Genomic DNA, 12,366 nt, shown 5'->3' on the forward strand with positions numbered 1-12,366 from the left:
GAGCCGTTGAGGTTGTGTCTCTATCCTGGCCCGCTCGTCACCCTCGCGAGCGTCTGGATCTGCGCGAGAGCCACGCGTCCGCGGCGACGGCCACGAGGATGAGGACGCCCGTCACGACCTGCTGGTACGTCGTGTCCCAGCGCAACAGATTGAATCCGTTCCCGATGACGGTCAGGATGATGACTCCGACGACGGTGCGCCACACGGCTCCGGCCCCGCCGAGGATGCTCGTGCCGCCGATCACGACGGCGGCGATGGCGGTGAGCTCCATCCCGGTACCCATCGACGGTTGAGCCGAACCCGCGCGCGACGCGAGCACCATTCCCGCTGCGGCCGCGCAGATGCCGTTGATCGCGAACACGGAGATGTGGATGAGGGGGGTGCGGACGCCGCTCAGGCGTGCGGCCTCTTCGTTGCCGCCGACCGCGTAGACACGCCGACCGAACGTCGTTCCCCAGAGGACGAACCCGAGGACCAGCGCCGCTACGGCGAACAGTATCGTGCCGCCGGAGAAACCGCCTATGGCGGGGAGAGCCCAGAATCGGAATGCCTCGAGCTGGTCGCTCGGAACCGACAGGATCGCCCCCCCGGTCAGCACGATGGCGAGCCCTCGGTAGATGATGCTGATGGCGAGCGATCCGATGAAGGAGTTGACGCGTGTCAGCACGATCATCGTGCCCGTGATCGTGCCGAGGATCGCGCCGACGCCGAGGGCCAGGACGAATCCCATCGGTACGCCGAATTGCGTCGTGAGGAAGACCCCGGCGATCGCCGAGACGGCGAGGGTCGCCGACGACGAGAGATCGAACACGCCCGAGACGATGCAGAGCGTCGCGCCGACCGCCAGCAAACCGATGACGACCGCCTGGTCGAGCAGGTTGACGATGTTCTGACCGCTGAGGAACGTCGTGGTCGAAAGACTCAGGTAGACGATGATCGCAAGGAGTCCCCCGAGAATGCCGAAGTCCTTGAAGTCGAAGCCCCGGCGGCGCGGACGGGTGGCGATGTCTGTTGTCACGGAGGTCTCCTAGAGGAAGGCGGCGGACATGATGTCCTCGCGGTCGGCGGGGCTCGGGAATTCTGCGACGACCCTCCCGAGACGCATGACGAGGATGCGGTGAGAGAGGGCCATCACCTCCTCGAGCTCGGAGCTCACGACGATCACGGCCGTTCCGGCGGCGGCGAGGTCGAGGATCAGGTTGTGGATGTTGACCTTTGCGCCGATATCGACGCCCCGGGTGGGTTCGTCGATGAGAAAGATCTTCGGCGGCGTGATGAGCCACTTGCCGAACAGGGCCTTCTGCTGGTTGCCCCCCGACAGCGCGGCCAGGGGCACATGCCGGACGCTCCCCCGCACGTCGACCATGGTGACGACACGGTCCACCGCCGCGTGCTCGGAACGTCTGCGGAGGACGCCTGCGACCTGGCGTCTGCCCAGCGACGGGAGCGCGATGTTCTCAGTCGCGTCGCGGCCGAGGACCAGGCCTTCGTCCTTTCGGGACTCGGGCACCAGCGCGAGGCCGCGATCGATCATGCGGCGGATCGTCGCCCGCCGCACAGGCGCACCCGAGACGGACACGCGGCCCGACGTCAGACGGTCGGCGCCGAAAATGGCCCTCAGCGTCTCCGACCGGCCGCTGCCGACGAGGCCCGCCAATCCGAGGATCTCGCCCTCGCGCACGGACAGGCTGACGTCGCGGATGCGGTCGTTCGTCATGCCCTCGGCGCGGAGCACGACGGCGGCGGATCCCGGCAGAGGGCCCGGCGTGCGCGACAGGGCGGCGATCTCGCGACCGACCATGAGGCGCACGAGGGAGTCGGCCGTCTGTCCCGACGCGTCCTCGGTGGCGATCTGCGCCCCGTCACGGAGCACCGTGACGCGATCCGCGATGCCGAGCACCTCTTCGAGGAAGTGCGAGACGATGACGATCGTCGTGCCGCGGGCGGCGAGGGTGCGCAGCACCGCTAGCAATTGCTCGGTCTCCGCCTCGGCGAGCGCGGCCGTCGGTTCGTCGAGGCACAGCACCCGCGAACCGCGGGCGAGCGCCTTCAGGATCTCGACCTGCTGCGCCTTGCCGAGGGGGAGCGAGGCGACCTGGGCGTGCGGGTCGAGATCGAATCCGATCTCGGCGGAAAGCTCGTCGAAACGCCGGCGGTCGACCGCGGGAGTCGCGACCCCTCCCGCGTTCGCCCATCCGCCGAGGAAGACGTTCTCGAGCACCGTCCGGTGCGGGACCAGGGCGAGCTCCTGCGAGATGAGCGACACCCCGTGCGCGATCGAGTCTCGCGGACTCGACAAGCGGGTCGGGATCCCGTCGAACAGGACGCGGCCCGCGTCCGCGGGAATCGCCCCGCCGAGGATCTTCAGCAGAGTCGACTTGCCGGCCCCGTTTTCGCCGAGCAGGCCATGGATCTCGCCGGGTGCGATCTCGAACGAGATGTCGCGAAGGACCGAGATGCCGTTGTACGACTTCCCGACCGACTCGAGACCGATCAGCGGTGTGCTGGTGAGCGTGGTCGGCTTTGCCACCGTCTTCCCTTCGTGATTGTCGATCTCGCGATCGGACCCCGGGCGGGTCGCGTGTCCGCGGCCCACCCGGGTGGGCGATCAGTCGTCGTACGTCGCCTCGAAGCCCTCGAGGTTCGCGGCGGTGCCGATCCCCTTGCTCGGCGTCAGGTCGGCCTCGTTGATGGCCACCTCGACGTCCTCGCCCTGGTGCTTCTTGATGCCGAGCTCCGCCGCCGTGTAGCCGTTGAGGTAGAGATCGAGCGTGTACGTCGCGAACCACTCACCGCTGCGCACTGCCTCGACCGCCTGACGAGACGAGCCGTTGCCGACGAACATGACCGAGCTGTCGGCCCCGGCGGCGAGACGCGCCCCGCCGATGGCCTGCGAGGAGCCGATCACGACGTTCACGTCCGGGTTGGCGGTGATGATGTCCTGGAAGGCTGCCTGACCGGCGTGAGCAGTGTATCCGCCCTCGACCTGTGCGACGACCTCCGCTCCCCCGGCTTCGAGGGTGTCGACCACGGCTTGGGTACGAGCATTGTCGAGCGGGAGCGCCCGGAAGCCCTCCATGTAGGCGACCTGGCACGGGTCCGCCCCCGCCTCTTCGCAGGCCAGCAGGCCCATCTCGCCGAGCTTCTCGCCGTTGACGACGGCGGGGTCCACGATCGAGATCGCACCCTCCACCTGCGGCTCGACGGTCTCGAAGTCGGGACCGACGGCCGTGAACTCGACGACCACGGTGATGCCGGCGGCGACCGCGTCTTCGAGCGGCTTCTGCACGACGAGATTGTCGTTGGCCTGGATGATGATGATGTCGTACTGGCCCGACGTGACGGCATCCGTCACCTGCTGCGCCTGGAGCTGCCCGTCGAAGTTGGAATCGACGAACTCGGATGTGGCGCCCATCTCTTCCGCCGCGGCCTCGACCCCGTCGTACACACCTTGCGCGAACGAGTTCGCCGCGGCGAACCCGAAGAACCCGATGCTCAGCTGGTCGTCACCGCCGCTGGAACCCGAGCCGGGCTCTGTTCCTCCCGTGGCGCAACCGGCCAGGAGTGCGACCGTGGCTAGGGCCAGGCCGGGGACTGCGAAGTGCTTTCTCTTCATTGCAGGTACCGCTTCCTCTCGTGTGGGTGGAACTGTGATCTCATTCGGGGTGGACGTATCCGTAGTCCGCGCGCGCCCGCTCCGCCGATACGTAGCCGTTCTCCACGTCGTATCGGACGGCCTCGTGATCGCGCTCGGCGGGAGCGCCGTAGCCGCCGCCGCCGCCGACGGCGAGGCGGATGATGGTGCCCTTCGACGCGGGTTGGGCGTTGATCTTCAGGGTGCGGAACTCATCCGGGGTGCCAGGATTGATGACGACCTCCGGTCCCACGGCGCCGTTCCCGTCGAAGAGTCCCCAGGCGGGGGTCTGCGACCGCTCGAACCACAGGCCGAAGACGCCGTCCGCGAGGAACTCGTACTCGCGGACGACCCCGTTGCCGCCACGCCACCGGCCGGCTCCTCCGGAGTCCGCGCGGATGGAGTATTCACGGATGCGGAACGGCCACTTGGTCTCGACCATCTCGATCGGGAAGTCCTGGAGCGACCCGTTGACGTTGTTGATCAGTGCTGATTCGCCGTCCTCGCCGTTCCACGCGCCCCACCCGCCGAGCGTGGCCTCCATCGAGACCCAGTTGCGGCCGACCCGGGGATCGAACCCGGCGCTCGTGATGATCATCGAGTCGCCGTGGCTGGCGGCGGCGACGCGGTCGGGCAGTGCCGGCGCCAGGGCGCGCGACACCATATCGATGAGCATGCCCAGGTGCGAGAAGTACCACTGGCATGCGGCCGGCGCGACGGCGCCCAGGACCGACCCCTCGCGGACCTTGACCGTCAATGGACGGAACGACCCCCCATTGGAGTTGGTCTCGGGGCTCACCAGGATCTTGTAGCCGACGCGCAGAGCCGAGATCGCCTGCGCGACACCGCAGTTGACGGGGCCCTGGGTCTGGTCGGCCGACTCCGTGACGTCGAACTCGATCTGGTTGCCCGACACCGTCACGGTCAGCTTGATCGGGATCGGCACGTCGAGGTTGATGCCGTCGTTGTCGAGGAAGCCCTCAGCGGAGTACACGCCGTCCGGGATCTCGCGCACGCGCTCGAGTTCGAGCTCCTCGGTCTGGCGGAAGATCTCGTCGCGCGCCGCCTCGATGACGTCGAGGCCGTACTTGCGCACGAGCTCCTGCATGCGGATCGATCCCATGCGCAGGGCGGCGACCATCGCGTGCATGTCGCCGACCGTCTGGTACGGGAAGCGGGTGTTCGTCTGGATCAGTTCGACGACGTCGGTTTCGACGCCCTGGGAGATGAGCTTGACCGGACCCATCCGGAAGCCCTCCTGGAAGATATCGGTCGAATCCATGGACGCCCCGACGTCCTTGCCGCCCATGTCCATCCAGTGGGCACGCGTCGCCGAGAATCCGACCAGGACACCGTCGACGAAGACCGGTGCGAAGATCGTCACGTCGTTGAGGTGGGTCCCGCCGATGTACGCGTCGTTGAGGATCCAGACGTCGTCCTCTCGCCAGACGTCGCGACCGTACTTCTCCTCGACGGCCTTCGAGCAGGTCTCGATGTTGCCGAGGAACAGCGGCAGGCCGGCGGACTGCCCCAGCACCTGGTGGTTCTGGTCGAGCAGCGCCACGACGCAGTCGCCGCCCTCGTAGATGATCATCGAGTACGCCGACCGGATGAGCGTGGCGTTCATGTCCTCCGCCGCGCTCGTCAGCGCATTGCGCAGGATCTCGACGGTCACGGGATCGACGGTGACGGGAGCGCTCGCGCCCTCGAGGGCGGTGGTGTCGACGGTGGTCGAAGACATGGTTCAGGCCTCACTTTCGAGTTCGAGGTTCGTGATGATGAGCGAGCCGTGCTCGTCGACGGCCACGGAGAAGCCGGGCGGCACGACGGTCGTGGCCGTCGCCTCGATGACGATCGCGGGCCCGGAGAACGTGTGTCCCGCTCGGAGTGCGTCCCGTTCCGTGACGACGGTGTCGAGCTCCTGTCCGTCGAAGATGACCTTGCGGATCTCGTGGTCGAACTCAGCGTTCTCGGCGGGTGCGATCGTGAACGCGCTCGCCGACTCCAGCCGGCCGACCACGCGGGTGCGCAGCGTCACGATCTCGATCGGCGCGCCGAGCGTGGAGTGCCCGTACCGCGCCTCGTACGCGGTTGCGAAGCGCGCGCCGAGGGCCTCGAGGAAGTCGTCCCGCAACGGTTCGTCCGCGTTTTCGAGCGGGACGGTCAGGAAGTACTCCTGACCGAGGTAGCGCACATCCACCGCGTGCTCGGCGTACCGGTCGGCGGCGGGGATCCCCTCGCTCTCGAGGGAGGCGAGCGCCTCGGTCTCGACGGCGCGGAGCACCCGGCTCATGTCGGTCGCATCGATATCTTCGTCGAGGAAGTAGTACGGCTCGGTGAAGTCGCGCCGGATGTCTCCCTGCAGCATGCCCCAGGCCGAGAAGGCACCGGGGAAACGCGGGACGATCGTCTCGCGGATGCCGAGCTCCTTGGCGAGGAAGACGGCGTGCATCGGACCCGCGCCGCCGAACGCGACGAGGGAGAAATCGCGGGGCTCGATGCCGCGCGAGATGGTGATCGTCCGGATCGCCTGCGCCATCTGCGAGTTGGCGACATTGCAGATGCCCTCGGCCATCTGCACCACGTCGAACCCGAGCTTCGCTCCGACGGACTCGAGGGCGCTGACCGCGGCCTCGTGGTCCAGTCGCATCTGCCCGCCGGCGAAGTTCTCGGCGTCGACGCGCCCGAGCACGAAGTTCGCGTCGGTGACCGTCGGTTCGGTGCCGCCGCGGCCGTAGCACGCCGGCCCCGGCTGCGCCCCCGCCGAACGCGGCCCGACCCGCAGGCCTCCCGCCTCGACCCACGCGACAGAGCCGCCGCCGGCCCCGATCGTGTGGATGTTCACGATACTCATGAGCATCGGCAGACCCTCGAGGGTCGCCTCAGTCGACACATCCGGCACGCCGTTCACGACCAGGGAGACATCGAAGGACGTACCACCCATATCGACGCCGATGAGATTGTCGTTGCCGACGATCTTCGTCAGGGCTTCTCCACCGATAGCGCCGCCGACCGGCCCCGACAACAGGGTCTGCAGGGGACGCTCGCGCGCCGACTTGGCCGTGAGTACGCCCCCGGATGACTGCATGATGTGCAACGGTGCGTCCACTCCGCGCGCCGTCAGCTTCTCCTCGAGATCGACGAGATAGCTGCGCACGACCGGGCCCGTGTACGCCTCGATCACGGCTGACGAGGTGCGCTCGTACTCGCGCCACTCCTTGGCAGCCTCGTGCGAGAGCGACACGGTGAAGTCCTCGCCCAGCACCTCGCGCAGGATCTCGCGGGTGCGCAGCTCGTGCGCCGGGTTGCGGTAGCTGAAGAGATAACCCACCGCGACGGCGCCATAGCCCTCGGCCTTCGCCCGGGCCGCCGCGGCGCGCACAGCGTCCTCATCCAGAGGGACCAGCTCGCTGCCGTCGTACTGGAAGCGCCCGGCGATGCCGATCACATCCTTGCGCTCGACGAGGGGCTCGGGCTTGCGGTACTGCGCGTCGTACAGGCGCAGTCGGGGCCCCCGAGCGATGTGGTAGACGTCCTGCACGCCCTCCGTCGCGAGGAGGAGCACCCGCACCCCGCGCCGTTCCAGGAAGGCGTTCAGTCCCTGAGTCGTCCCGTGCACGATGAAGTCGATGTCGGCCAGATCATCGATGATCGACTCGAGCCCCCCGAGAACGCCCGTGCTGAGGTGTCCCGGGGTCGTCGAGGCCTTCGTCGCTCGGAACTCTCCCGTCGACTCATTGAATGTCACGATGTCCGTGAAGGTTCCGCCGATGTCCATCGACACCCTGTAGCTGGTCACTGCATGCCTCCTGCTGGGTCTGATTAGCGTGAATCGTATGAGTGACGCAAAACCGAAAGCCGTGCAGTTCGCCTTGTGCCGAGGCGCACAAGAGGGCATTCTGCCCGGTGTGAGCCGGTGCGGAAGACGGCGAGGTGAAACGACCTCGGCGGAATCCGCGAATTGACGCCGATCTCGGCAGCACCTCGGCGCGTGTTTCGGGCTTGTAAGACCTGTGTGAACCGGATCGTCCGCGGACGAAATCGTCGTCAGCGGGCCCGACGCAGCCTCAGCGCGTCCGCCAGGGCCGCTCGAACGGCCGCGATGGCGGGGCTCCGCCTCGACGCGGATCGGGTCGCCGCGAAGATCTCCCGTTCGGGCGGGCCCGGCAGGTCCACCAGGCGCACGGACGCCGCCTCGTCGGCCCACACGAGATCCGGCAGCATAGCGACGGCGTGACCCGAGGCCACGAGGCGGATGTGGGCGGTCAGGTCCGTCGCCTCGTACCGCACGTCGGGTTCGAAGCCCGCGGCGCGACACTGCTGGACGGCCCAGTCGCGGACGGCGGTGCCCGCTGGCTCGAGGATCCATGCCCGGTCCGCGAGGTCGGCCAGCCGACGAGCGGGATCGTCCCTCGGCAACGCGAGACGGATCGGGTCGGCACCGAGCGCCGTGCGGTCCACCCCCGCGCGCAGCTCGCGGGTGTGGCCGGGGTACTGCTCCGCGACGACCAGGTCGAATGTGCGGGCGGCGAGTTCGAACAGGGCTTCCTCGGGGGGCATCTCCCGATACTCCAGGCGCACGGGGGCACCGCGGGTGGCGAGCAGGTCGAGCGCGGGGGGCACGAGGGACTGCGCGGCGGTGGGCATCACGGCGATGCGGACCCGAGATGCTTCACCCCCGGAGTCCCGCAGCTCGGCGCGTGCGGCTTCGTCGAGCTCGAGCATGCGCGCGGCGTGGCCGGCCAGCCGCACTCCGGCGGGGGTGAGGCGCACTCGCCGGCCGTCCGGCTCGAGCAGAGCCGTTCCCGCCTCGCGTTCGAGCTGACCCAACTGCTGTGAGACCGTCGAAGAGCTGTAGCCCAGCGCCCCGGCGACCTCTGCGATCGTGCCCCGGAGGCTGAGCTCGTGCAGCAGGCGCAGGCGGCGAAGTTCGAGCACGGGCATCCAATCATCGATTTCATCGAAGAGTACACCCCGCGAATATGCGCTTTTCATGATGCTACGGCGGGACCACACTGAAAGTCCCGCACACGGGCCCACGCCGTACTGGAGGAACTCATGTCGCTCTCCCCCTCGATGAATCCCGTCGACGGGAGCCACGCCGCAGCCGAGCTCATCGGACTCGCGGACGATGCTGTCGCGCTCGTACACACCTGGCTCGAAGAAGCGCGCGGGGTGCCCGTTGACAAGGCCGCGCGTCGCCTCGCCGGGGTGCTCGGCGATGAGAACGGACTGGGATTCACCGTCGGGTTCGTCGACGGCGTCGTGCGGCCGGAGGATACGAGGGTGGCGGCACGGAACCTCCGTGTTCTCGCGCCGCTCACGCCCCGGTTCCTTCCGGCTCCGCTCCGCGCGCTCGTGAGGCTGGGGGGAACTCTCGCCCCGATCATCCCGGGCATCGTCGTCCCGATCAGTCGCCGTGTGCTGCGCTCGATGGTCCGGCACCTCATCGTCGATGCAACGGATCGGCGGCTCGGTCCGGCCATCCGGCGCATCCGGTCGGCCGAGGGCATCCGGCTCAACGTGAACCTTCTGGGCGAGGCGATCCTCGGGGAGGACGAGGCTGCGCGCCGCCTCGACGGCACACGCCGCCTGCTCAGCCGGGACGATGTCGACTACGTCTCGATCAAGGTCTCATCCACGGTCGCGCCCCACAGCCCGTGGGCCTTCGACGACGCTGTCGCACACGCCGCCGCCGCACTCATCCCGCTCTTCCGCATCGCGCGAGATGCGCCGTCGGGTCGCAAGTTCATCAACCTCGACATGGAGGAGTACAAGGACCTCGACCTGACGCTCGCCGTCTTCACGTCTATCCTCGAGCGCCCCGAATTCCACACGCTGGAGGCGGGCATCGTCCTGCAGGCCTACCTGCCGGACGCGCTGGGCGCCATGATGCGCCTGCAGGAATGGGCGAGCGCGCGGGTCTCGGAGGGCGGAGCGCCGATCAAGGTCCGCGTCGTCAAGGGCGCCAATCTGCCGATGGAGCGCGTCGACGCCGAGATCCACGACTGGCCCCTCGCCACGTGGTCCACCAAACAGGAATCCGACTCGTCGTACAAGGCCGTACTCGAGTACGCCCTTCGCCCCGAGAACACGCTCGCCGTGCGTGTCGGAGTCGCCGGGCACAACCTGTTCGACATCGCACTCGCCTGGCTGCTGGCGAAGCGACGGGGCGTCACTCACGCCATCGAGTTCGAGATGCTGCTGGGCATGGCATCCGCGCAGGCGACCGTCGTCCGACGGACGGTGGGCTCGCTCCTTCTGTACACACCGGTGGTCCACCCGGCCGAGTTCGACGTCGCCATCGCCTACCTGATCCGACGTCTCGAAGAGGGCGCCTCGAGCGACAACTTCATGTCGGCCGTGTTCGAGCTCGACAGCGACCCCGCTCTCTTCGCCCGCGAGCGCGATCGGTTCATCGCATCGACGAAGGCGCTGCCGCACGACGTCCCCCGGCCTCGACGGCACCAGGACCGTCGACAGGCGCCCGAACCGGCCGTCGTCGACGGCTTCCGCAACACCCCCGACACCGACCCGAGCCTCGCCGCGAACCGCATGTGGGCGGACGCCATCCGGAGCCGGATGCGGGACTCGTCGCTCGGCGAGCGCACGGTGATCGAGAACACACTGTCGGATGTCGCAGCGCTCGACAGGGTCGTCGCCGAGGCCGTCGAGGCGGGATCGGAATGGCGCGCGCTCGGACCCGATGCCCGTGCCCGGATCCTCCACCGGGCGGGCGACATCCTCGAGGCGCGCCGCGCGGATCTTCTCGAGGTGATGGGCGCCGAGTGCGGCAAGGTCATCGAGCAGGGTGATCCCGAGGTGTCGGAGGCCATCGACTTCGCGCACTACTACGCCGAGCGCGGGCGGCACCTCGCCCGCATCCCGGGAGCCGTGCCGGTGCCCGCGCGGCTCACCGTCGTCACGCCGCCCTGGAACTTCCCCGTCGCGATCCCCGCCGGATCGACACTCGCCGCTCTCGCCGCGGGATCGCCCGTCGTCATCAAGCCCGCCCGACGGGCACGGCGCTCCGGTGCCGTGATGGTCGAGGCACTCTGGGAAGCGGGCGTGCCGCGGGACGTCTTGCGCTTCGTGCAGCTCGACGGGCGCGATCTCGGCGACCACCTGATCGGTCACCCGGCCGTCGAACGGGTCATCCTCACGGGTGGGTACGAGACCGCCGAATCGTTCCGCAGTGTGCGCCCCGACCTGCCGCTCCTCGCCGAGACCAGCGGCAAGAACGCGATCATCGTCACTCCCAGCGCGGACCTGGATCTGGCCGCCAAGGACGTCGCGTACTCCGCGTTTGGACACGCGGGCCAGAAATGCTCCGCCGCTTCCCTCGTCATCCTGGTCGGCTCGGTCGCCTCTTCGCAGCGCTTCCGCCGCCAGCTCATCGACGCCGTACGGGCCTTCGACGTCGGCATGCCCTGGGACGGCACAGCACGCATAGGGCCGCTCATCGCCCCCGCCGACGGCAAGCTGCTGCACGCGCTTACCCATCTGGAACCCGGCGAGCGCTGGGCTCTTGCACCCGAGAAGCTCGACGAAGCGGGCGCCCTCTGGCGTCCCGGCATCCGTGACGGTGTCGCGCCCGGATCCCCCTTGCACCTCACCGAGTATTTCGGTCCCGTGCTGGGCATCATGACCGCGCGATCGCTCGACGAGGCCGTGGACCTCGTCAATGCGATCGACTACGGACTGACCTCGGGACTGCACTCGCTCGACGAGGACGAGATCGCCCAGTGGATGGCGTCGGTCGAGGCAGGAAACCTGTATGTCAATCGAGGCACCACCGGCGCCATCGTGCAGCGTCAGCCGTTCGGCGGCTGGAAGAAGGCGTCCGTCGGCACAGGAGCGAAGGCCGGGGGCCCGAACTATCTCATCGGCCTGTCGGACTGGATCGACTCGCCCGGGACGGCATCGAACGCGGCAGATCCGCTCTCAGAAGCGGCCGTGGATGCCGCGCGCGGTGTCGAGGCGGCGGATGTCGAATGGCTGCGCGGCGCCCTCGCGACGGACGAATCGGCGTGGGCCGACGAGTTCGCTGCGGTCCGCGACGTGACGGGACTCGAAACCGAGCAGAACGCGCTGCGCTACCAGGCAGTGCCGGTGACTATCCGAGTCGAGGAGGCGCGCACGGTCGACCTCGTCCGCGTCGTCGCGGCCGGACTTCGCGCAGGGTCTGACATGTCGGTGAGTAGTGCGGGCGAGCTCGCCCCCGCCGTGCGCGACTGGCTGTCCGCGAGCGGGGTGACATCGCGGGTCGAGGCCGAGCAAGCCTGGCTGACACGCGCGTCCGGACTGGCAGCGCGAGGTGGTCGTATCCGCCTGGTCGGCGGCGACGTCGCCGGCCTGGCCGAACACCTCGGCGGCACGCCCGCGGTCGCAATCTACGGCGGCCCGGTCCTGTCCGCCGGGTACGTCGAGATGCTGACGTTCCTGCGCGAGCAAGCCGTCTCGATCTCCGCCCACCGTTTCGGCACGCCGCGTCGGTATGAGATCCCGACCCTGCATCGCGCTTCGCGGAAGCAGGCGTAGGAGGTGCACATTGGAGCGCAGAGGGCCGAGTCTGACTACGGGAGTTAGAACTGGCCCGTCCGACCCGATGGACGGGCCAGATCCCATCCCTTGCTCCGATTACTGCCCATACTGCAAGGGTGCGTCTCGTAGCTTGGTGTCAATTCCTGCGGGGTTCTCGTCGTCGTTGACGTAGGAGGGCCATCGTGGGA

Annotated in this window: 7 protein-coding genes; 1 reads left to right on the top strand and 6 read right to left on the bottom strand. The window is 68.4% G+C overall.

Annotated features, from left to right (window positions below; all coding sequences use genetic code 11):
* Nucleotides 1-37: 37 nt before the first annotated feature.
* From CGU35_RS13195 to CGU35_RS13220, 6 genes are all read right to left on the bottom strand, one after another.
* Nucleotides 38-1,018: an ABC transporter permease gene (locus CGU35_RS13195; protein ID WP_100812037.1), complete on the bottom strand. Its 981-nt coding sequence runs from the start codon at nt 1,016-1,018 to the stop codon at nt 38-40.
* 9 nt (nt 1,019-1,027) lie between these two features.
* Nucleotides 1,028-2,530 carry a sugar ABC transporter ATP-binding protein gene (locus tag CGU35_RS13200; RefSeq protein ID WP_198519591.1) on the bottom strand — a complete coding sequence of 501 codons (1,503 nt, stop codon included), beginning with the start codon at nt 2,528-2,530 and terminating at the stop codon, nt 1,028-1,030.
* Nucleotides 2,531-2,608: 78 nt separating this feature from the next.
* Entirely contained in the window at nt 2,609-3,616 is a 1,008-nt protein-coding gene (locus CGU35_RS13205; RefSeq protein WP_100812038.1) for a sugar ABC transporter substrate-binding protein, read from the bottom strand.
* A 40-nt stretch (nt 3,617-3,656) separates the two neighbouring features.
* Complete coding sequence (locus tag CGU35_RS13210; protein WP_100812039.1) at nt 3,657-5,375, bottom strand: hydantoinase B/oxoprolinase family protein; 1,719 nt, start codon at nt 5,373-5,375, stop codon at nt 3,657-3,659.
* Nucleotides 5,376-5,378: 3 nt separating this feature from the next.
* Nucleotides 5,379-7,433, bottom strand: coding sequence for a hydantoinase/oxoprolinase family protein (locus tag CGU35_RS13215; protein WP_232711308.1), 2,055 nt, complete (start codon nt 7,431-7,433; stop codon nt 5,379-5,381).
* Between the two features lie 248 nt (nt 7,434-7,681).
* Nucleotides 7,682-8,572 (bottom strand): LysR family transcriptional regulator, encoded by an 891-nt coding sequence (locus tag CGU35_RS13220; protein WP_100812183.1) that lies wholly within the window; start codon nt 8,570-8,572, stop codon nt 7,682-7,684.
* A gap of 138 nt (nt 8,573-8,710) precedes the next feature.
* Between CGU35_RS13220 and CGU35_RS13225 the strand changes: the two genes are divergently transcribed.
* Nucleotides 8,711-12,175 carry a proline dehydrogenase family protein gene (locus tag CGU35_RS13225; protein ID WP_100812184.1) on the top strand — a complete coding sequence of 1,155 codons (3,465 nt, stop codon included), beginning with the start codon at nt 8,711-8,713 and terminating at the stop codon, nt 12,173-12,175.
* Nucleotides 12,176-12,366: the final 191 nt, after the last annotated feature.

This window comes from Microbacterium sp. BR1 (assembly GCF_002812725.1).
Classification (GTDB): domain Bacteria; phylum Actinomycetota; class Actinomycetes; order Actinomycetales; family Microbacteriaceae; genus Microbacterium.

Excerpts from the sequence above, each read along its gene's own strand:
- CGU35_RS13205 (WP_100812038.1), bottom strand. The coding sequence starts at position 3,616 with ATGAAGAGAAAGCACTTCGCAGTCCCCGGCCTGGCCCTAGCCACGGTC.
- CGU35_RS13210 (WP_100812039.1), bottom strand. The coding sequence starts at position 5,375 with ATGTCTTCGACCACCGTCGACACCACCGCCCTCGAGGGCGCGAGCGCT.
- CGU35_RS13225 (WP_100812184.1), top strand. The coding sequence starts at position 8,711 with ATGAATCCCGTCGACGGGAGCCACGCCGCAGCCGAGCTCATCGGACTC.